This is a genomic window from Pantoea sp. X-Soil-ISGK-355 (assembly GCF_059730805.1).
This window is the reverse complement of record NZ_AP035971.1, coordinates 1,643,190-1,664,129: the sequence shown is the minus strand read 5'-3', so window position 1 is coordinate 1,664,129 and position 20,940 is coordinate 1,643,190. Positions and strand designations below refer to the sequence as shown.

At 56.1% G+C, this 20,940-nt stretch carries 17 protein-coding genes; all 17 read right to left on the bottom strand.

Annotated features, from left to right (window positions below):
• Positions 1–450 precede the first annotated feature (450 nt).
• The gene (locus AC6I8J_RS07645) at positions 451–1,173 is read right to left on the bottom strand and encodes an ankyrin repeat domain-containing protein (RefSeq protein WP_497825217.1); all 723 of its coding nucleotides are present in this window, start codon (positions 1,171–1,173) and stop codon (positions 451–453) included.
• Entirely contained in the window at positions 1,170–2,432 is a 1,263-nt protein-coding gene (locus AC6I8J_RS07640; RefSeq protein ID WP_497825216.1) for a Tle-like phospholipase domain-containing protein, read from the bottom strand. The genes AC6I8J_RS07645 and AC6I8J_RS07640 overlap by 4 nt, the downstream gene beginning before the upstream one ends.
• Positions 2,425–3,579 carry a DUF2169 family type VI secretion system accessory protein gene (locus AC6I8J_RS07635; protein WP_497825215.1) on the bottom strand — a complete coding sequence of 385 codons (1,155 nt, stop codon included), beginning with the start codon at positions 3,577–3,579 and terminating at the stop codon, positions 2,425–2,427. The genes AC6I8J_RS07640 and AC6I8J_RS07635 overlap by 8 nt, the downstream gene beginning before the upstream one ends.
• Before the next feature lie 2 nt (positions 3,580–3,581).
• Positions 3,582–5,729, bottom strand: a complete 2,148-nt coding sequence (locus tag AC6I8J_RS07630; protein WP_497825214.1) for a type VI secretion system Vgr family protein — start codon at positions 5,727–5,729, stop codon at positions 3,582–3,584.
• 16 nt (positions 5,730–5,745) lie between these two features.
• Positions 5,746–7,248: a serine/threonine protein kinase gene (locus AC6I8J_RS07625; protein ID WP_161736257.1), complete on the bottom strand. Its 1,503-nt coding sequence runs from the start codon at positions 7,246–7,248 to the stop codon at positions 5,746–5,748.
• Positions 7,249–7,275: 27 nt separating this feature from the next.
• Positions 7,276–9,885, bottom strand: a complete 2,610-nt coding sequence (gene tssH / locus AC6I8J_RS07620) for a type VI secretion system ATPase TssH (protein WP_480343630.1) — start codon at positions 9,883–9,885, stop codon at positions 7,276–7,278.
• A gap of 54 nt (positions 9,886–9,939) precedes the next feature.
• Positions 9,940–10,986, bottom strand: a complete 1,047-nt coding sequence (gene tssG / locus AC6I8J_RS07615) for a type VI secretion system baseplate subunit TssG (protein WP_497825213.1) — start codon at positions 10,984–10,986, stop codon at positions 9,940–9,942.
• Positions 10,983–12,854, bottom strand: coding sequence for a type VI secretion system baseplate subunit TssF (gene tssF, locus AC6I8J_RS07610; RefSeq protein ID WP_497825212.1), 1,872 nt, complete (start codon positions 12,852–12,854; stop codon positions 10,983–10,985). Before tssF ends, tssG begins: the two co-directional genes overlap by 4 nt.
• A 2-nt stretch (positions 12,855–12,856) precedes the next feature.
• On the bottom strand, positions 12,857–13,432 hold the full coding sequence (tssE, locus tag AC6I8J_RS07605) for a type VI secretion system baseplate subunit TssE (RefSeq protein WP_161736253.1): 576 nt from the start codon (positions 13,430–13,432) through the stop codon (positions 12,857–12,859).
• Complete coding sequence (locus AC6I8J_RS07600) at positions 13,422–14,249, bottom strand: type VI secretion system accessory protein TagJ (RefSeq protein WP_222924154.1); 828 nt, start codon at positions 14,247–14,249, stop codon at positions 13,422–13,424. Before AC6I8J_RS07600 ends, tssE begins: the two co-directional genes overlap by 11 nt.
• Before the next feature lie 16 nt (positions 14,250–14,265).
• Entirely contained in the window at positions 14,266–15,243 is a 978-nt protein-coding gene (locus AC6I8J_RS07595) for a hypothetical protein (protein WP_222924155.1), read from the bottom strand.
• Between the two features lie 10 nt (positions 15,244–15,253).
• A complete protein-coding gene (locus AC6I8J_RS07590) occupies positions 15,254–16,045 on the bottom strand; it encodes a PP2C family protein-serine/threonine phosphatase (protein WP_013357582.1) in 792 nt (263 codons plus the stop codon).
• On the bottom strand, positions 16,042–17,901 hold the full coding sequence (gene tagH / locus AC6I8J_RS07585) for a type VI secretion system-associated FHA domain protein TagH (RefSeq protein ID WP_497825211.1): 1,860 nt from the start codon (positions 17,899–17,901) through the stop codon (positions 16,042–16,044). The genes AC6I8J_RS07590 and tagH overlap by 4 nt, the downstream gene beginning before the upstream one ends.
• Positions 17,902–18,287: 386 nt before the next feature.
• Positions 18,288–18,686: a lysozyme inhibitor LprI family protein gene (locus tag AC6I8J_RS07580; protein WP_497825210.1), complete on the bottom strand. Its 399-nt coding sequence runs from the start codon at positions 18,684–18,686 to the stop codon at positions 18,288–18,290.
• Between the two features lie 142 nt (positions 18,687–18,828).
• Positions 18,829–19,230 carry a lysozyme inhibitor LprI family protein gene (locus tag AC6I8J_RS07575; RefSeq protein ID WP_222924158.1) on the bottom strand — a complete coding sequence of 134 codons (402 nt, stop codon included), beginning with the start codon at positions 19,228–19,230 and terminating at the stop codon, positions 18,829–18,831.
• A 12-nt stretch (positions 19,231–19,242) separates the two neighbouring features.
• Positions 19,243–20,118, bottom strand: a complete 876-nt coding sequence (locus tag AC6I8J_RS07570) for a DUF8812 domain-containing protein (protein WP_253421648.1) — start codon at positions 20,116–20,118, stop codon at positions 19,243–19,245.
• 124 nt (positions 20,119–20,242) lie between these two features.
• Positions 20,243–20,725 (bottom strand): Hcp family type VI secretion system effector, encoded by a 483-nt coding sequence (locus AC6I8J_RS07565; protein ID WP_033779371.1) that lies wholly within the window; start codon positions 20,723–20,725, stop codon positions 20,243–20,245.
• Between the last annotated feature and the right edge of the window lie 215 nt (positions 20,726–20,940).

The following is a 20,940-nucleotide window of genomic DNA, read 5'->3' as shown; positions in this document are numbered from 1 at the left end:
AGTTCAGGTAAATAGTTTCACCAGTTGCCGCTTAATGATTTATTCATTGCGGTGAGAAGCGGTGAGAAAAAAGATAAAGCAGCCAGATATTGCCAAAAGGGTTTTTATACAAAATCAATGAGTGAGATCGTAACATACAAGCATGTAATAATTAAAATTCCAGAGCAATCATCATAATACCCACATTATTCAGGTGCGAGGATTGATACCAGTACCGCACCATCTCGCTATCATGCCAGAAAGTGAATAATTCAGGGTTTATCACTATGCATCTGACACGCCAGCCAGCACTTCTTAGCGCCTGTTAAATCACGAGCAGAGCGGTTTAAGCAGGCCGTTATGCAATCTGAACCTGTCACTTATTATAACCATGCCAGGTTCATCAGTCTGAATTAATCGCACGCTCAGGCATCCATCAGAAGCTGATTTTAAATTTGGCCCAAATACCTGTTAATTTTTGTGGGTTAATTTTTTTATATCTTCCAGCTTATCGATTGCCATCTTATTATCTTTATTGGTATTACTGATGATTTTATCCAAAAACTGATTAAAAGTTACATTATTAACATCAGTAATATTTGCATCTGCGCCATGATTGAGAAGGTATTCAACCTGATCATATTGTTGACCATACAGACCTTGGAAAATTGCCGTTTGACCTAAGCTATCTTTTGCATTGACATCAGTACCAATCTCTACAAGATATTTCAGAGTCGGGAAGGATCTTTCATTGGTTGCATAAAATATTATCGGCGTGCTTTCAAATCTCGCATTTTTATCCATCCCGCCTTTAATTAAGGCTTTAAGAAACACAGGGTCTGCGTATCCTGCTGTATTAGTTGCCACAGATCCCATGTCGACAACGTATTGAAGAGGATTAGCGCCATGTTTTACTAAAACACTCAATATATTTATTCTGTTAACTTCCTTTTTTGATGCCTCACTCAGGGCATAATACAAAAGCGTTAAATCCTTCTCGCCAGGCTTATTAAGATCGGTTTGCGTTGATAATTTTTCCACCTCATCAACGTTGCCCTCTTCAATTGCCTGCGCCAGCTGGAGCTGGCTTCCTGAAAAATAATCTTCGGGATGAATTTTCTTCATATCACAAGCCTGTAAAGTTAAAAACGCAAATAAAAAAGGCAAAAAAATCATCTTTCTTAGAATGTTCAAATTTTTCCTCCTGTAATCGTTGCTATATCGTGGCTCTTTTCTAACTCCAGACAATGTATCACCTGCTCCATGCCGTGCAACGTGACAGGATTGCCCTCTCCGCCGGATAGATTGTGCCTGATACCTACAGAGTCAGGCGCCTTTCCTGCAATATACGCCTTCAATGCAGTCAGCCCAGACCCATACTTCATTCCAAACTCCAGCAACCTTCCAGGACTATTCTCCTGAACATCAGTCAGTATCTCTCCTTTCACTCTGAATGCATCGATATTCTTTGCATCCCCGGAACCTGGTGAACCGGAATATCGTGAGACGGTATTCTGGTTTAATCCTGCAGCATTAAATGTCCATCCTTTAACCTTTCCCGCTTCTGACGCAGAAGATGCTAACCCACCGCCTAGAGAGTGCCCTACAACATCAACATTATCCGCTGTAGATAAACGCGAGCCGATCTTAACCGCCTGACCATAATAGCCCGTTTCTTTGTCAACTCCCTGATTGAAATTCGCCTTCCAGTCTTCAATCTCACTCTGCCTTGTACCTCGGAAAACAACAGATGTTTTCATATCATCACCAAATACAGCCGGATCCGGCGCATAAACTCTGGCTCTGAACCCCGGAGACCCGTCAGCAATAAGATTTTCAGGTTTCAAATTGATTTTACCTAATGCCTCTGAATCATTACTTATATCAATCCATCCTTCAGGCATACCGGGGGTTGGTTCCGATGGCTCTCCTCCATCATAAATCACTGAGGCCAGACGGGCTTTTTCAACGGCGGTGTTATCCAGTTCGAGACGATTTGCTGCAGCCTGCACATCCTTGTCACCACTGCTCTTTCCTAATTCAATCAGATGCTTACGATATTTCCATCGTTGACTTTTGGACATTCCGAGCATGCCTGGCAAGAAACTGCCATTCATGAAAAACATATCCTGAACTCTGATAATTTTGAAACCGCCTATGTTGGTATCAGGACTATGTTCAATCGGCCAACAATTTCCCTCTACCGTTCCGCTGGTAACACCCTTGTTCGTTCCTGCTGCATCTCCAATCGTTTTGGGCACAAAACTTTGATTGAATACAAAGGCAGGATGACCATTAAATTTGACAGAATTAATTGTGGATGCAGATGAGTCAAGCGTGGTCTGTACGGGATAGGGAACCGGAGATTGCGATCCCGGCGTAAAACAAAGATCAGGTGCCATACCAACGACTTTGTATGCACCATCTTTACGGGCAGCATAGTTTTCAGCCATTCGTTTTCACCTGCTGTAATTTCGCCAACAGGCTTGGTGGTAACGGCACAAACTTCTGTGCAGCAGAATGACTATTAAGGCGTGCGGCAAGCTCAAGCTGCTGCTGGCGTTGTTCCGCTTTGATGAAACGCAGTTCGGTCATGACCGGCTCCATAAGCTCCGAAATTACAGTACGATAGCTACAATGTACTTTTCGCTCATTCAGGTCGATAACCAGCGTATCAAGGACCATATCTTTTGCCACTCCAGCCCCTTTCTCCGTGGTAATAAAGACAAAAAGTGACTCCACGGGTACCTGCAAATGAATTTGCTGATTCTCAATCTCACGGGATGAAATAAAATAACGCAGCGTTACAGGTACACTTTTGAGGGGTTCCGGTAAGGGAAATTGCATTAAAGGATGCGCGCCATTCCAGTAAGCAAAGTCAAAATCCTGCGGCAGCAAAGGATGACGGTCTTTTCGCCATTTTTCATCGTAGCGTCCTGCCAGTTCAATCCTTCCTTGCCAGCCCCGACCAAAAAAGCCAAAACCCGCAGGTGATGACTGTTGATCAATTTTTTGTACTGGCTGTGTTGGCCACTCGATCTGTGGGGCTGTCAGGCGCTGGGCTTTCAGGTTTTTCAGTACTTCGGGAGGATACCATCCCATCCCAACACTGTTTACCGGGGAGGCAATAATTTTTTCACCTTCTGAAGAGTAGAATCCTCCCGCGGCGTATTCATATCGAAGATCCAGCGATGTTATCGGTTGAGATTCACTTAGCTGCCAGGTCGCAATCATCTTTCGCCATTCACGCGGCCCATTAATTTTAATGAGACGGGTAAAATCCCCTAACTGAACGCCAGCGGTAAAACTTTTTACCGGCTTATCTTCAGGTGCCCAGGCCGTCGCATTAATGACCACATCCATACGTGGTTTATAGGGGGCCAAATCGCTTTCAAATCGGACACTACTCCGGCCCTGCTCAGCGAAATAGCTGTCCTGCTCAACCAACTCACCCTGATCCTCACAGAAAACCAGTTCGCCACTTTTTATATCCAGATCATAGCTAAGACGGGCAACGACTGTTGAAAAGCCGTGGTCGTGTTGATCTAAGGAATCAAAGAGTAATGCAGGAAAGGCTGTTAAATTGGCAAAGTTTTCCATAATCAGTTGATGTCTATCTGTGTTCCGTCGATATCAATCACCTTCTCACCAACCAGCTTGATTTTATTCGCGCTGATGGTGATGGTGCCATTCTGCTCAAGCACAATCATCGATTCGCCACATACCAGGGTGATTTTGTCTTCAGCACTGAACTCTGCATTTGTTCCGGCAGAAAGTGCGATATCCCGCCCGGCATTGAGCGAATATTTCATAGCGACATTGTGCATCTGCATTGCGCCGACATTAGTCATCCAGCCAGCGCCGACATTGAGCACATAGGCGGCTCCGATGTTCGTGTTCTGCGCCAGGCCGACATTGAGCATTGACGCCAGAGCAATCGTTTCAGTTTTCGCCTGATCCACTTTCAGTGTCTGATTGCCATTTATCGTTACCGACTGATTCTGCCCAATCCGCACTTTCTCATTCTGATCGACCGTTTCGGTGCGATTGCTGTGCACGGTGATGGTTTCATTACCATCCACCGTCTCAGTACGGTTCTGATGAACGGTAATGGTTTCATTCTGATCGACTGTTTCAGTACGGTTTTTCTTCACCTCGGTGGTTTCATTGCCGCCGATGGTTTTGGTCCGGTTGCTGCCAACACTGTGGGTTTCATTGTTTTCCACCTCCGTGTCCATGTTCTTTTCCGCATGCAGCCAGACCTGTTCCTCACCCGCCTTATCCTCAAACCTCAGCGCGTTCGCGGTGTCCGCCGTGCCATCCTTCGACCGGCTCAAAAAGCCCATCTGCGTCGCTGCCGCCGGTAGCGCCCACGGCGGCATGCTCGCCTCGTTGTAGACGCGGCCGATGATCAGCGGACGATCCGGGTCGCCGTTGATGAAGTCCACCACCACTTCGTCGTTAACACGCGGGATCTGCACCCCGCCGAACCCCTGACCGGCCCAGGCGCTGGAGACGCGCACCCAGCAGGAGCTGGTGTCGTCGCCCTTCGCCAGCCGGTCCCAGTGAAACTTCACCTTTACCCGGCCGTAGCGGTCGGTCCAGATCGATTCGCCTTTGGGTCCCACCACCTTCGCCGTCTGCGGGCCGTGCGTTTTCGGCCACGGCGTCTCCGGCGGCGTGCGGTAGGTCACCGACGACGGCAGCACCGTGAAATGGATGTTGTGGCGACTGTCGCCGGTATCGCCGCTGGCGTAACTGTTCTCGGCAAAGTCATAGGTCGCCGAGGTCACCAGGTACTCGCCGTTGTCGCTGAAGTGCGGCGAGTTGATGATGGAGAAGGTAAAGCCCGGCGCGATGCCGGTGGCCGTGCCCGACCCGCTGACGCTGTGGTGCTCCGCCTGCCATACCTCCTGACGGATGCGCGCGTAGGACTCGCCGTGGCTGTGGTCGACAAAATGGCCCGGCCAGTCGTAAACATCCACCGAGCCCGGCACCGGCGACGCCGGGTTCTGGCGCGCCTGCAGCATCCAGGCGTTCGGCTTGCGGAAGTCGTAGTCGTCGGTGCTGTAGATGCCCGGCGTCACGCTCTCCGCCAGTGACCACTGGCTGATGCCCTCTTCCGTAACCACCCCGCCCGACGGGGTGACGTGATAGGCAATGGTCTCATAGCCCGGAAACGCCTGATGCTGGTCCGGCGCGTCGCACAGCACCAGCGTGTGTTTGTCCGCCTCGTGGCGGAAGAAGTAGTAAATCCCCTCCAGCTCCATCAGGCGGCTGATGAAGTCCAGGCTGCTCTCCTGATACTGCACGCAGTACTCCCACACCCGGTAGCTGCCCGCCAGGCGCGTTTCCACATTGACCCCGTACTCCTTCAGCAGCGTCTGCACAATCTGCGGCACCGTCTGGCTCTGGAAGATGCGCAGATTGCGGTCCCGCTTCATCGGCCACAGGTCCGGCTCGACCGTCAGCTGGTAGACCGCGTAGCGGGTGCCGCTCAGCTCCTGGCTGCGCACCGCCACCCGGGTGATTTTGCCGTTGAGGTAGCGCGGACTGAGCGCGCTCATCAGGCCATCGGTCGGCAGCGTAAAGGTCACCGGCTTGCCCAGCAGGGCGTGGCGGTCAATGCGCGCGTCGGTGGCCAGCAGTTCGGCGGTGAGCACAAACGGGCGGGACAGCGTCTCGGTGCCCGTGAGCGTGTGGAACAGCAGGCCGTCCGCCGGCAGCTGTGCAGTAATGCGTGAGAACATAAGTAATCCCTGACTATTAACTGTGTGGATCGAGCAACCAGACGCCTTCTTCGCTGATGTTCAGCGTCTGCTGGCGGGTGCCACTCTGGCCGCTGATGGCAAAGGTGTAGTTACCCGGTGCCAGCTGCAGCGTGGCGAAGCCATTCACCGCCGGGACCAGCGCCTGCGGCTGACCGTTCACCTGAACGCGTTCACCCTGCTGCAGACGGATATAGACCTGAGCAACCGGCGCGGGTGGTGGTGCCGGTTGTGGATCAGGGTCACGCGCGGCGGTCTGCGCGGGCTCAGAAGTCTGAGCCGGGGCACTGGCAACCGTATCCGGCGGGGTCTCAACCTGCGTCGGTGGCGCAGCCACCGGCTGGTTAACCGGCGCGACGGTGACGGCAGGCGTGCTGTTTTGCGCGGTCTCAGCCAGCGCCGTCTGGTCATCACCACGCGACATCAGCATACCGGCGCACAGGCCGACCAGCACACCCGCGGCCACCAGGCCCGGTAGCGCAAAGCGGTGTCCCAGCAGCGTTTTCAACGGCGAGGCGGGCGGGATGATCGCCTCCTCTTCAATCGGCACCAGCATGGTGCCCGGCCCGCTCATTTTTGCGCTGAGCAGCGGTTCAGGCTCGCGTTCCGGCAGCGCCATCAGCACCGCAAAATCATCAATGCTCTGCGGACGATCTTCCGGTTTCAGCGCCAGCGCGCGATCGACAGCGCTAAGCAGCGCGGTGGAGTAGCCCGCCAGACGACGCTGCACCAGCGGCTGGTAGTTATCTTCGATGCTGCGCACTACGCTCACCGGCGGTGGCGCACCGGTAATCAGCGTATGCAGCACCGCGCCCAGCGCGTAGATATCAGTCCATGCGCCCTGCTCGCTCTCATCGTTATCGCTGTACTGCTCAATCGGCGCATAGCCGGGACGCAGCATGGTCTCGCTCTCATCCGACAGGTTGCCGATGGTTTTACGGGCCGACCCGAAGTCCAGCAGGATCGGCTCGCCGCTACTCTGGATCTGGATGTTATCCAGCGAGATATCGCGATGCAGATAGCCCGCTTCATGGATGGTTTTAATCGCCCCCAGCAGCGGCGGCAGCATGCGACGGATCCACGCCTCATTCACCGACTGCGGATGACGTTCGCGGAAGTTCGAGAGCGTGGTGCCGCTGTAGAACACCGTGCCCATGTAGGCGGTGTCGTTCTGCACCCAGAAACGCAGCACGTGCAGCAGGTTCGGATGGTTAAAGCGCGCCAGCAGCCGCGCCTCCTGGATAAAGCTGTTCAGTCCGGCGTGAAAGGTTTTGCTGAAGCGCTCACTGCGCAGCACCAGATTGAGGTCATCGCTGCGCACCGCCAGCGAAGCGGGCATAAACTCTTTGATGGCGATATCGCGCTCAAGCTGGTGATCCCAGGCGCGATAGACGATGCCAAAGCCGCCACCGCCGATGACCTCTTTGATTTCAAACTCATTGAAGCGGTAACCCAGCGGCAGGGCGTTGGGGACATTCAGGGGTTGATCATGTTCCGACATATTCGAAAACTCTCTGATGACTGGGCTTTAAACAGCGAACTGGCAGACAAATTCGCCCTGCTCACAACGCACCTCAACGCGGCGATAGCGTTCATCGCGGGCATGGGCGCTCAGCAGTATCTGGCTCATCTGCGGCAACAGCGTGTTGGTAAGGATGGCATCGACCATGCGACCGCCCGACTCGACTTCGGTGCAACGCTGGACGATCTGGCTCACTACCGACTCGTCGATCTGCGCCTCAATGCCGTGGTTGTCGGCCAGACGACGCACAATGCGCGCCAGCTGCAGTCGCACAATCTCCGCCAGCATTTCATCGCTGAGCGGGTAATACGGCACCACCAGCAGACGGCCCAGCAGCGCAGGCGGGAACACCTCCAGCAGCGGCTTACGCAGCGCGGTGCTCAGGGCATCGGGATCGGGCATCAGCTCAGGATCGGCGCACATCGCGCTGATTAACTGCGTACCGACGTTTGAGGTCAGAATGATGATGGTGTTGCGGAAATCGATGTGGCGGCCTTCGCCATCCTCCATCCAGCCTTTGTCAAACACCTGGAAGAACAGCTCATGCACATCCGGATGGGCTTTCTCAATCTCATCCAGCAGCACCACGCTATAGGGACGACGGCGAACGGCTTCGGTCAGCACGCCACCTTCGCCGTAGCCGACGTAGCCCGGCGGTGCGCCTTTCAGCGTCGAGACGGTGTGCGCCTCCTGAAACTCGCTCATGTTGATGGTGATGATGTTCTGCTCGCCGCCATACAGTGACTCGGCCAGCGCCAGCGCGGTCTCAGTTTTGCCGACGCCGGAAGGCCCGCACAGCATAAAGACGCCCGCCGGTTTGTTGGGGTTATCGAGACGAGCGCGCGTGGTGCGAACCCGTTTCGCGATCAGCTCCAGGCCGTGACGCTGGCCGATAACGCGCTGGTTCAGAGTGTCAGCCAGGTTCAGCACGGCGTCGATCTCATTCTTCACCATCCGGCCCAGCGGAATACCGGTCCAGTCAGAGACCACGGCGGCGACCACGCCCGCATCGACGGCGGCAAAGAGCAGCGGCGTGTCGCCCTGCAGCGCAGTGAGTTGCTGCTGCGTTGCATCACGCTGTTCACGCAGCGCCGCATCCTCTTCGGTCACACAGCGGGCGCGCAGCGCAATCAGCGTCTCGACCAGTTCGCGCTCCTGCAGCCAGCGCTGTTGCAGCGCATCGCGTTCGGCTTCCAGCCCCGTTCGCTCTGCGGTAATCGCCTGCTGTCGGGTCACATCGCCCAGACCCACCCGGATTTCGCGGTCAATGATCTCCGCTTCAATCTCCAGCGCGGCCAGACGGTGCAGGCAATCTTCCAGCGCCGCGGGCTGCGCACCCTGGCTGACCGCCACGCGGGCGCAGGCGGTATCCAGCAGCGCCACGGCTTTGTCCGGCAGCTGGCGCGCCGGAATGTAGCGATGCGACAGTTTCACCGCCGCACTGACCGCATCATCCAGCAGCAGCACCCGATGATGTTTCTCCAGCGCGCTGACGGTGCTGCGCAGCATCAGAATCGCTTTGGCTTCATCCGGCTCCTGCACCTGCACGGTCTGGAAGCGACGGGTCAGCGCCGGATCTTTCTCGATGTACTTTTTGTATTCGGCCCAGGTGGTCGCGCCGATGGTGCGCAGCTGGCCGCGCGCCAGCGCCGGTTTCAGCAGGTTGGCGGCATCGCCTGTGCCCTGCTGACCACCTGCGCCGACCAGGGTGTGGATCTCATCCACAAACAGCACAATCGGCGTCGGGCTGGACTGCACCTCATTGATCAGCGCCTGCAGTCGCGCTTCAAACTCCCCTTTCATCCCGGCACCCGCCTGCAGCAGGCCGATATCCAGCAGCCAGAGCTGCACATCGCGCAGCGGCGCAGGGACATCGCCCGCCGCGATACGCAGCGCAAGGCCCTCGACCACCGCGGTTTTGCCGACGCCCGCTTCACCGGTCAGCAGCGGGTTGTTCTGGCGACGACGCATCAGGATATCGACCATCTGGCGGATCTCATCGTCACGCCCGGTCACTGGATCGATGCGGCCTTCACGCGCGCGCGCAGTGAGGTCCTGCCCGTACTGCTCCAGCGTGCTGCTACCGGCCGCAGGGGGTGCGCCAGCGGCATCCGCCGGTGCGCTCAGCGCCTGCTGGGCTTCTTTGCTGTTGCTAAGCAGCGTGTCGAACTCCGCCAGCAGCGCATCGGCGTTGACGCGGCTGAACTGGCCGGAGATGCCCTTCAGCACGCTGGCCAGGTTGAAGGTTTTCAGCATGCCGATCAGCAGATGGCCGCCGCGAATGCGGGTCGCACCATATTTGAGCGAGGCGTAAACCCACGCCCGCTCGACGGCGCTGTCGATATGCTCAGAGAGGTCGGAGACCGCACTGGCACCGCGCGGCAGGCGATCCAGCGCGGCAACGATGTCCTGAGTCAGGGCCTTTTCATCCAGTGAAAAATGTGTGATGACCTGCTGTAAGTCGCCATCCTGCTGCTGCATCAGCTGATGCAGCCAGTGCACCAGCTCGACATAGGGATTGCCGCGCAGTTTGCAAAAGGCGGTGGCGCTTTCCAGCGAGGTAAATAACAGCGTATCCAGTTTGCCGAATAGCACGGCACGGCTGATTTCTGACATAGGGGGCTCTCTTCAATGAAAGACGCAGGCTGTGTAACAGGGAAAGCGGCTGGGCTAGCGCGAAGCCGCCTCAACCTCAAACATAAAATCTTCTCGATCCTGCGGCTGCGGCATCTGCCCCAGCCAGCTGTTGTAACCAAGTCGGGCAGTGCCGCCCAGTGCCACGCCCTGCACCTCGTCAGCGGCCAGGATCAGGCTGAGATCCCACTGCATTTCGATGCCGAGGTAGTGACGCACCCAGTCGCGCACTTCCTGCGCGCCGGGGGCATCCGGCAGAAAACGGGCATACTGCGCGGCGCTGAGCGGGCCCAGGTGCAGGCGAAAACGGTGCTGCACGTCGCGCACCGCCACGCCGAGAAATGCAGAAGCGCCCAGCCGGGGCATGTGACGTCCCGCGCCCAGCCGGGCCTGATCGCGACTGTCCAGCGTCAGCCAGTGCGGCAGGTTCTGCGTCAGCCGGACCGGCACGCCAAAGTAGTGGCGCAGAATGCGCACCAGCCCTTCGGCATCGTGGCCGTGGCGGCTGAGGTGACCCACCAGCATCAGTCGGGCATGAAGGCTGAGCGAGCTGGCCTGCTGCTGGGCCGGTAAACCGATGCCCGCCAGGCAGGCGAGATAGTTCAGGAAGCGACTGTCGTCGGGGCGATCCAGCGATACGGTCGGCTGCGCATCGGCCCAGGCACGATAAAAAAGCAGCGTAGCGCGATGGTGAAACAGGTCAGCAAACGCCGACAGGCTGTGATCCTGATGATGCACGATACGTTCATGCACATATTCAGTCAGATGGGTCGGCAGCGGCCCATTGGGGCCAAACAGACCGAAGCTGTAGATCGACAGCTCATGGCGTCCCGCCTCCTCACGTGGCATGGCGCTGGCGACGGTGGCGGGCGCAAACGCCAGTGATGGCGTCTGACCGATGCGTACCGATTCGAACTTCGGCAGCGGCGCACGGCCCAGCGGATAGCGCTGACCGCCCTGCGCATCCAGCCGCCGCAGCAGCTGGAACAGATCGTAGCGCCACGGCGCGGCCATCACTTTTTGCCAGAAATCATCCGGCAGTCGGGTCAGCCGCGGCAGCGAAATCACTTTTTCGCCACTCATATCAGCGCTTTCCTGCCCATGCGCGGCGGCCAGTAGCCCACTTCGCCGCGCTGCTGGCTGTTAAGGGTGAACTCCGTGAAGCTGTTGAGCGCCACGAGGCGGCCACAGACCCGCTCCAGTACGCTGCCGAACAGCCACGGGCTGGCACCCGAAAACGCCTGCTCATCCACTTCCAGCGTGATGCTGACGCCGCGCGCAAACACCACCGGACCCGGCTCCGGCACGCGGCGGTTGACCGCGCTGAGCGTACAATGGCGGATACCGTCAATCTGGCGGGCAACCGGCGCTTCCGCGAGGTTGGCGTAGAGGCTCAGCAACTGGCGCAGGGCGGCCGCGCCTTCCCCGTCGCTGCTGTCCATCAGGCTGAGGTAGTTCATCTGCAGATGGCTGATCAGCCGCCAGGCAGAAAGGCCCTCGGCCAGTGCCGGACGTGGCGGCGTCGGCCCTTTGCACAGTTTCAGTTCCGACACCGGAATGGAGTCCGGCATCACGAAGTTGCCCTGATCCTGCTGCAGCATCAGCGGCAGATCGCGGCTGGTACACATCACCTCGGCGGAGAGATAGCGCACGTCATCGCGCCACGGCGCGTGATGTTCATCCACCAGCGACAGAAACACTTCGGAACCGATGTAACCGGTGCGCGTGCCGTAGCGCTGCGCCTGCTCAGACAGGGTGCGCTGTTCGCGGCGCAGCGAGAAGTAAGCGCCGTAGTCACCCTGGTCACCGCTGAAGGTGCTCCAGAACGGACGGAAAACCTGCTCTTCCCGCTGGCCTTCTACGGTGGCGAACAGCCGCTGCACCGAATGCACTTCGTAATCCAGTGGCCGGATGTTATCCACCACCAGATGATATTCATGCTGGCTGTCGCTGACCTTCAGGCGCTCGGCGGTTTTCGGGAACAGATTGATAACCGGCGTGCAGTGCAGCGCCAGATGTGTGCTATCGACCACGCTTTCCAGCGCGCTGTCCGCTTTGTCGAGCAGGATGATGATGTCGAATGCGGTGGCGTTGTCACAGCGGCGCAGGAACGGGCCGAGCTGACTCAGGCTGATAAACTGGAAACGTGCCGGAAAGGCGAAATATTCCTGCAACAGACGATAACCGTCGAAGTTGCGCAGATCGTCTGGCAGCAGCGCCTGCTCCGGCGCAAAGCCCTCCTGCTGCAGGGCCTCATCCGTCAGCACCTGACGCTGTGGCCGCTGCTCTGCGGACTGCAGCACGATGCCCACCCGGTGCTGCATCAGCAGCTCCAGCAGTTTCAGCGCCTGGATATCCGGGCCGCTGAGAAACAGCATCAGGTCATCCACACTGAGCTGACTGAGCGAGGAGATCCCTTCACACGTGATGCGGATACGCAGCGCACTGACCGCCCCCAGACCACCCAATTTAAGTTCGCCGGAGGGCAGATCGCCGGGCACGCCGCCGAGAGTGACTTCGCTGATGCGCAGCGGATGCAGTATCACATCGTGCGCGGTAGTGTAGCTGCAGGTCACCCCGGTTTTTTTCAGGTTCTGGCTCTCCATCATGGTGCCGCGCGGCACGCGAAAGCCCTGGGTGATGTCACCCTTGCGGCTGTCCGGCGTCAGCTGAGCGATCGCCATTGACGGGGTTGGTGAGAGATAGGATGGCGCAATCATCTCCAGCAGACGCTGCGAGAAGCGCGGAAACTCCGCATCCATCTTCAGCTGCACGCGCGACGTCAGGAAGGCGAATCCTTCCATCAGTCGCTCGACGTAGGGATCTGCCACGTCGATGCCATGCATGCCGAGACGTCCCGCCACTTTAGGGTAACGCGTCGCGAACTCCGCCCCCATCTCGCGCAAGTAAGCCAGTTCACGGTTGTAATAGTCGAGCAGATTGCTGTCCATGATTACCCTGCATCCTGAAGTTCGAAATGGCCGCTCTCCAGATCAACCTGAGTGCGGAACAGAAACGCCAGCGGATAAGGCACGCACCAGAGCCGCCCTTTGATCTCAATCGACAGCACGTTGTGCAGACTAAGCGAGCCGAGATCGCTGACGCAGCGCACCTGGAGTCCCTGCGGCAGAATGCGCGGCTCGAAGTGCAGAATGGCGTTGGTCATTTTGCGCTGCATATCCTGCCATTCGATATCGGAGACGTTCTGCCCGGCCAGCGGCGCAACGCCGAAGTTCCAGACCGAGCGCTGCACCTGACCGAAGCCGCTGAGGTCCTGCTGCGCTTCGTTATTAATGGTGTTGAACAGCCACTGCAGATCGCGCAGGACGTGGCGGCGCAGCGTGCTGTGGCTGATCAGCATGCTGTTTTCCGCCTCCTGCTGCCTGTCCGGCGCGTTGTCGGTCAGGCGATCCAGCAATGAGGATTGCAGCTTGTCGCGGGCGGTTAGGGCATCGCGCTTTTTGCGCGCGCGAAAGCCGCCATGCAGCTGGGCATAGCCATCATTGTGTGCGCCGGAATCATGACTCATCGGCAGACTCTGTATTATCAAACGCGACCTGCTGCAGGCTCAGCAGCGAGAACTCTGCGCTGTCGCTGAGCCACATTTTTTGTCCCTGGCCGATAAACTGGTCCGGGTCGTCGCTCAGCGGCTGCCATTCGGTAACGCTGGCACGCAGAAAACGCTCATCCGCACCCGCCAGCAGCGGATAGCGCGCCGGGATCTGACACACCTGCTCGCTGCCATCCACCAGCTGCACCCGCGTATGACGCCACACCAGATCGGTGACGCTGGCGGGTGCCTGGAACTGCATCTCACGAATGGCGGCGAACGGGATCCAGTAATAACGGCCCTGATTGATCACTTCACACACCGGCCCAAAACGGCTGTCACCATCCATCAGCCAGCTGAAGGCGGTCGGCTGATCCTGCTGAGTCGCGGTGCCGGGATTGGCGGCCGCACGCTCCAGCGCGTCAGCACGCAGTGCGCTGCCGCGCGCGACATCGCCCGCGGTTTCGGCCTGCAACGCGGCCAGCAGCGTATCGCACCAGTGCCACGCGCTGCCCGGCAGCACCGGCTGTGCCACGCCACGCAGCACGGCGTCACGCTGCAGCTCACCGGCAATCGCCTGCTGCAACAGATTGACGGTAGGTTGCGCCTGCGGGCTTAACGCCAGCCAGGATTGCAGCTGCGTCTGCGCACGCGACCAGTTGCCCGCCAGACAGAGCAGCTGCACAAAGGCGGCGCGCAGATCGGCGTTCGCCGGATTGGCCTGAATCTGGCGGGTAACGTCAGCCAGCGTCTCGCTGAGCGTGGCGTTCGCAAGATGATGTTGTAAGGATTCCATGCAAACTCCTTTTGCGTCAGTTAAGGGTGCGATAAACCGCAGCGGCGGGATCTTTCAGTTCAGGGTGCAGTTTTTCCACCAGCTGCACGCTCAGCGTGGTATTGCCACTGACCCACGGTGACCAGACTTTACGGACTTCCTGCAGACGTGCCTGCAAAGCACTCTCATCAGCGGCTTCACTGGCGGGCATCAGCACCACCACCTGACGGGTCGCCTGCCAGCCGTTAAAGCGGTTGCTGAACGGCAGAACCAGCCAGCTGTCCGGGGATTTCTCGTTACTCAGCACCATGCGCTCGCTATTAACCGTGGTGATGTGCAGTTCGGCGGTGGGCGACTGACTGTTCAGCCCCATCACCGGGAAGCCCTGCAGGAAGGTCACGCCGACGGTTGCCGGTGCGCCGTTGCCCTGCTGCGTCAGACGACTGTGTCCGCTGAGCCAGCCATCGGAACCGCAGACCAGCCCTTGCTTAGCCGGCACAAACATTGCGCTACCCTGCGCCGGATGCTGCCACCAGGTGCGGAAATGGCAGCCGTCGAGCAGGCTGAACTGCAGCCATGGCGAGGTATCCGCCTGGGCGGCATTGACCAATGGGTCCGCGGGCACGGCAGCCGTGGCTGGCTGTTGCTGTGCTGGCGGCGCGGGCGGCGTCACCACGGTCTTCCACTGCTGCGCCCGGGCGGCACTGCCGGTAGCGATTTCACTGCCCGCTGTATCGGTCAGCTGCCAGTGCAACTGCTGCAGCGGTTTACACTGCGACGCCATCAGGCCAGCCACCCGTGGCAGAAACTCTTTCAGCACCGACGCGTTTTTCTCACCCAGCGTGACGATGCGCAGGTTAATGGTGCTGTTACACCAGCTCGACAGCTGATTGTTTTTGACGTCATCAATCCAGACATCCAGTTTCTGAGCCGGGGACTGAACGATGCGATAGTTTTCAGCATAAGCGTGCGTGCTGAGCAGCAGCGCAGCCAGACCCAGTAATCCATATTTCATGTTGGCGTTCTCAATCTCGCAGAGGGAAGAACTGCGCCGCTTCAGAGAGCGAGTGCAGCAAAGTGGTGTCCTGGGGCGATCCAATCCAGACGGCCAGTGCGCTGAAATTATCCTGCTGCCCCTGATCTGACTGATCGTTTTTGATGATTTGCTGCATCAGCGTCAGCCACTCTTCCGGCGTATTCACCATGTGCAGTGACTGCTGCATCTGCTCCAGCGTCACGCCGTGCCAGAAACCATCGGTGCAGAGCAGAAAGGCATCGCCATCCTCAATCCCGACCACGTCGCTGTAGCTGGCGTCGCGCTGCTCATCACCCATTCCCAGTGCAAAATAGAGCAGATTGCTGTTGATGCCTTCGGTACGATGTCCGGCATCTTTCATCTGCTGTACCAGGCTGTGGTCAGTGGTGACCAGATAGAGATAGCCGCGGCGGAACAGATAAAGGCGACTGTCACCGGCATGGGCCCAGCAGGCAAGATGGTAGTCGCGGTCGATGAACAGGCTGACCAGCGTGGTGCCCATCCGGCTGTGCTCGCTGCTGGCTTTCTGCTGCTGCCGGATAGCGTGATTCGCGTGATTGACGTAGTTGCGAATCGACTGCGCATTGAGATGCGCATCCCCATCAAACGCTTCCAGCAGGCTGCTGCGGGCGATGGCGGCCGCCCTATCGCCGCCGGGAAACCCGGCCACACCGTCGCACACCACAAAGCAGGCGGAGCGCTTACCGATGACATCACCGATCTGATCCTGATTACTGGCGCGATCGCCCTGGTTCGACGTCGAGGCAATAGTGATATTCATGCGTCATCCGTGTGGGTTTGTGAGTCTTTGTACTGATTAACTTCCAGGTCATAGGCGTGCAGAAACGCTTCGCCAAACAGGGTGTGGAAATCGTCTTCGATCTCGCCCGCTGTCTCGCCGTAGCGCTCAACAAAATGCTCCCACAGCGCCGCTTTACGGCTACCCGGCAGGCCGATACGGGAAACCGACCCCGCCTGACGCGCCTCCTCTTCCAGCTGCTCGGGATTAAAGGATTGCAGCATCGAGGCGATGATGGCGCGGATACCGGCGATCATGCCCAGCTGGTGCGCCTGCAAATCGATCAGCGCATCCCGCACCGCCTGACGCGGTGGCATAAAGCCCGGCATCCGGCTGCCGAACATCTGCATTAATACGGTTTTGCCCGATGGCAGCAGCTTGAACGGGTTGTTGGCGTCGTCGAGGATCACCGTCATGTCGGCCTTGACGCCGCGCTTAAGGATCGAGCGCGACGAGAGCAGCGCGACCGTACCCTGCGAGAACATACTGAGCATCTGACCAAACTGCAGCATCTGCTCGCGGTCAAACTGCGGCGTCGGCTGCAGATCGCGAAGGCCCATCCCTTCCAGCAGCGCGTCCAGCAGTTCGCCTTTCAGGGCCTCGCCGCTGCTCTGGCTGGAGGTGGAGGGCTGCACGGCGGCGGCATGCTGGTGACCCGAGGCAACCGGATCAATGCGCAGCCGCCCTTTTGGCGTCGGAGAAGGAGTACGCTGCACCGCCTGCGGTGTCGGCAGCGTAATGCCGCCGTAGTCGTTTTGCGGATTAACAGCGTCTGTCTGACCGGACTCTGCCTCATCCGCCAGCAGCGTCTGGCGCGGGGATTCACTATGAGGCTGGTCATCAACGGGTAAGTCGATGCCGCTAAATAGCGGAGAGTGATCCATTTCGTTCAGGCTGACGGAAGCCTGCTCAGGTGAGCGTGGGGCAACCGGCTCAGGCTTTGTCTCTGGCTGAGGCGGCACATGCAGCGCCGCCGGTTTCGCTGGCTCCGGCTGCGCCAGCGGCACCGCGTTCCCCATCATCAGTCCTAATGGATCATCATGGTTGCGCACATCCGCACTGCTCTCGCCGTCGAACAGGCTCAGTGGATCCAGTTCCGCAGTAGGCGCCTCAGCCTGCTTTGGCGTAGTGTGCGGCTGAGCCGCCAGCGTGCTCGGCGTACGGTCGTCAAAAATACTCTGCTGCGCAAAGAGCGCATCACCGTCATCAAACAGGCTGCTGTTTTTGGGCTGCTGACCATAATCCAGCGGCGCATCATTGATTAGCTGTGCCAGTGGATCTTCCGGATTCCGATCTGGCATGGCGGGCGCGGTCAGCGGATGGGCATCCGGCATCTCTGGCGCGGCTTTGCGTTTAGAGAGATCGTCGGAAATCGAGAACTCTTTCGCCAGGCTGTCCCAGATTTCGCTGGGGATAGCGGCGGTGGTACTGGCTTTTTCGGCTACCGGTTCACGAGGAGCCGCGGCGGGCTGGACCGGCTCCGGACGCGGAACCGCCCTTTCAGCCTGCGGCTGCTGCGCACTATTGAGATCGCTGACCAGCAGCTGATAATCATCGATGCCCAGAATGTCCCCATCCTGCAGCTCAACCTGACGACCGCGTTCCAGCGGAATATCGTTGAGCAGCACGCGCGTCACATTGCCACGGTTAGTCAGACGACATTCACCGTTCGCGGTGATGTGCACAATGGCCTGCAGCCGGGAGAGCGTTCGGTCGTCATCCGGCAGCACCAGATTGTTATCCACGCCGCGACCAATGGTGCCGCCGGGCGGAAAGAAATCACAATGAGTTTGCGGCGGCTGTTGGCCGGGTTTAGTCGTTATTATCGTAAAGCGCATAACGGATTCCTGCGGTTAGCGGTTCGGCATCTATACCGCGCACCTTTCGGGGAAAGACGCGGGGTATAGGGAGCGGTGAGTTTTTAATAGTGGGGTTGGGTTTTTATATTATCGCTGGGCTGACTTACCTATTTAAACAGAGCGGTTAGGCAGCTTTTTTAAATAAGATTATTGCGAAAAAAATTAATCCCAATGAACGATGGGATAAAAATAAAAATAGACTCGAATTTAGCTTCCATACAAATCAACAGTGCGTAATCCGCAGGAATATAATTAACAAAATATTACTTACCTGAATTTAATAAACGCGATTACAGCGTAATGCAGAGAGTTATTTTATAATTAATGTCGTGCCCATTCTGTAAAGACTGAGCACGACAACGTAATCAGTAAGGCAGTTGCTTCAGAATAGCAGTACGCTCTTTGTCGATGCGGATAACACAGAGGCTGGTGGCAACCGCATTCGCATTGCTGCCTTCTTCAGCGGCAAAGGCTTCCAGTTTGCACTGACCGTCACGATACCTGAGCCAGCTGCGCTGCGTATCCACCAGCGTGGCGACATAGTCATCAGCCAGTTTTTTCTGCGTGCCGTACATCTGTACAATGCGTTTTTTAGCTGTCTGGTACGCTTTGTTCAGGTCATCTTCCGCCAGCTTCTTCTGCTGAACAGTACACTGAAACAATGCACCGTCTGATGGCTGTTTTGCACAGGTATCTTCAGCAAATGCTGAAGCGCTTATGCAAAGAGAGACAGCGATTAGAGCTAATTTATGTAGTCTCTTCATACTTTTCTCAGCCGTTTTAATACAAACCAAATTTTTATCAACCCCGACTTTATCGGGGCTGATAAATAATTTTAAGAAATCATATAACGCTTAATTTTTTCACGGCATGCAAATTTCAACACTGTCAACAGTACTTTCACTATCAATGATAAGGTAGTAACTTAAGTTTTTTAATTCTTTGCTCATTAAGTTCTGAAGTGCACATATTGACGTTAGCGTTACTTAAATCACTTCCCTTATCTGCAGCATAAGATGCCAGCTTACAGTCATTCTCTCGATATTTCAGCCAGGCTCGCTGAGCTTCAGTCAACGTATCCATATATTGACTTAACTCTTTATCATCACCTTTAAAAAGTGTTTCAACTCTTCCTTTAGCAAGTTTATATTCTTTATTTAAATCAAGCTCAGTTTCATTTCTGTTTTTTTGGGCACAGGAATAAACTTCCTGAACATTATTACCTTGTGAGCAGTCCGTTGTTGCATAAGCAGGCTGCACCGCAAAAAAACCAGCTGCTAACATCGAGATAAATAACAACTTTTTCATACATCTCCCATTTCATTTCCGGCTTCGAAGATAACGAGCACGATTACGGCCTTTCTCATACTGTTGAAGAAAGCTTGAACTATCAATAAAATCAGCCAGCTTGTCAATATCATTATACATAGCGGCTTGCATGTTAAGTTTAAAACCAGCTCCCTGATAAACCAAATCCACCACGATATCTTTTATCGCCGGTTTTAATTCATCCCAACTCGTTCTTTCAGCTTTCTCCGCAGTCGCTGATAAATAAACCGATCTGGCCCGACTTACATATATAGGATAGATAGTTTCAAAAAGCCTGGCCTGCGATTCACGCGTAATTACACCGCACTCTATTTTGTTTCTTCTTACCCATAATTGCGCTGAAGTTTCTTTTTTAGTAGCACCTAAAGATAGCGCTCTTGCCTGCTGTTCTTCAACTCCAACCCGAATAAGATCCAGATAGACTTCATCTGAACTTCTTCCTCCCATATCATAACCCCGGCCAATGGTTACGCCTGACTTACCACCAGGCCAGTGTATATGCCGGCTAAAAAAAGGACTATGGGGATTATCATTACCTTCGGCATCGAAGGTAACCTGTCCGGCACTCACAGTAAGGCGACCAGAATTATTATTAATATTTTCTGATGGCGTAGACGGAGGGTTTATTGTATTGCTACCTGAAGGATTAGAAAGCGTATTCCACGTCTTGCCATGGATATCGACAACACCATCCGGGCGAGACATAAAACGGGATTGAAACTGCTTAATCGCCTCAATGGTTTTGGGTCCCATGCGGCCATCGGCACGGAGTTGTGGATATCCATTGCGCTGTAACAACTGTTGTACTGTTTTCACGTCGCCGTACTGATTACGGCCACCGACACCAACCGAGCCAGAAATACTCATTTACTCTCTCCGCACAATAATGTTGATTCAGAGAATCCGTGTAAACCGGCTGGAGAATGCGCATGACGACGCGTGCTTCTCTGGCCAGGAGAGATACGCCTCCTGTACGGAGGCGTATCGCTTCTTACGCTTCTTTGTTGCCTTTGATATCCCAGCCAGCGCTGGTTTCTGCGCCTTTACCACCGGAAGAACTCTGCTCCCAGTACTGCTGTTTCACTTTAGAAGCCTGGAAGGCATAAGTTACGCCCAGGGTGTCGTCGTGTTCAGAACCCACAAACTGAACGTTAGTCACCAGCACATCTTCCAGCGTGATGCGGGTGTATTCGATTTGGGTGCCACCCGCTTTGCAAACTGACACTTCGACTTTCGCGACGTGCTTACCGCTGGCGCAGTTTTTCAGCAGTGCAGTGACCGCCTTATCGATTTTGGCGTTGATGTGCAGGTCGTTGAAATTAACTTTACCCGCACCGCCACCGCCACCCACGCTCATATTGCCTGGCTGACTGGCACCCCAGGAAAAGGAGTCAATATCGATCCATCCAGTGTGGTTTGAATCTTTAGATTCGCCGGTAATGCCGTCTACCTTCAGATACATATCAATAGCCATTATCTTTCACTCTTTATTGGTTGAGATTATTGCTTTCAAAAAAGCAAGGATATGGCAAAAAGAAAAGCATGGGGCTGAATAAAACAGTCCATATTTTACCTTTGCCTTGCTTCTGAAATATCGTCATAAACCATATTTCAGATAGTGCGTTGCCGGGCACCAGGCCGGGCAATGTATTTATTGAATTCTCATGATGAGAAATTGAGGTTCTGACC

Bases quoted from the DNA above. Each gene is read 5' to 3' on its own strand.
- AC6I8J_RS07635 (WP_497825215.1), bottom strand. From the start codon at position 3,579: ATGGAAAACTTTGCCAATTTAACAGCCTTTCCTGCATTACTCTTTGAT.
- tssF (WP_497825212.1), bottom strand. From the start codon at position 12,854: ATGGACAGCAATCTGCTCGACTATTACAACCGTGAACTGGCTTACTTG.
- tssE (WP_161736253.1), bottom strand. From the start codon at position 13,432: ATGAGTCATGATTCCGGCGCACACAATGATGGCTATGCCCAGCTGCAT.
- AC6I8J_RS07640 (WP_497825216.1), bottom strand. From the start codon at position 2,432: ATGGCTGAAAACTATGCTGCCCGTAAAGATGGTGCATACAAAGTCGTT.
- AC6I8J_RS07580 (WP_497825210.1), bottom strand. From the start codon at position 18,686: ATGAAGAGACTACATAAATTAGCTCTAATCGCTGTCTCTCTTTGCATA.
- AC6I8J_RS07565 (WP_033779371.1), bottom strand. From the start codon at position 20,725: ATGGCTATTGATATGTATCTGAAGGTAGACGGCATTACCGGCGAATCT.
- tssH (WP_480343630.1), bottom strand. From the start codon at position 9,885: ATGTCAGAAATCAGCCGTGCCGTGCTATTCGGCAAACTGGATACGCTG.
- AC6I8J_RS07570 (WP_253421648.1), bottom strand. From the start codon at position 20,118: ATGAGTATTTCTGGCTCGGTTGGTGTCGGTGGCCGTAATCAGTACGGC.
- AC6I8J_RS07590 (WP_013357582.1), bottom strand. From the start codon at position 16,045: ATGAATATCACTATTGCCTCGACGTCGAACCAGGGCGATCGCGCCAGT.
- AC6I8J_RS07625 (WP_161736257.1), bottom strand. From the start codon at position 7,248: ATGTCGGAACATGATCAACCCCTGAATGTCCCCAACGCCCTGCCGCTG.
- AC6I8J_RS07600 (WP_222924154.1), bottom strand. From the start codon at position 14,249: ATGGAATCCTTACAACATCATCTTGCGAACGCCACGCTCAGCGAGACG.
- tssG (WP_497825213.1), bottom strand. From the start codon at position 10,986: ATGAGTGGCGAAAAAGTGATTTCGCTGCCGCGGCTGACCCGACTGCCG.
- tagH (WP_497825211.1), bottom strand. From the start codon at position 17,901: ATGCGCTTTACGATAATAACGACTAAACCCGGCCAACAGCCGCCGCAA.
- AC6I8J_RS07575 (WP_222924158.1), bottom strand. From the start codon at position 19,230: ATGAAAAAGTTGTTATTTATCTCGATGTTAGCAGCTGGTTTTTTTGCG.
- AC6I8J_RS07630 (WP_497825214.1), bottom strand. From the start codon at position 5,729: ATGTTCTCACGCATTACTGCACAGCTGCCGGCGGACGGCCTGCTGTTC.
- AC6I8J_RS07595 (WP_222924155.1), bottom strand. From the start codon at position 15,243: ATGAAATATGGATTACTGGGTCTGGCTGCGCTGCTGCTCAGCACGCAC.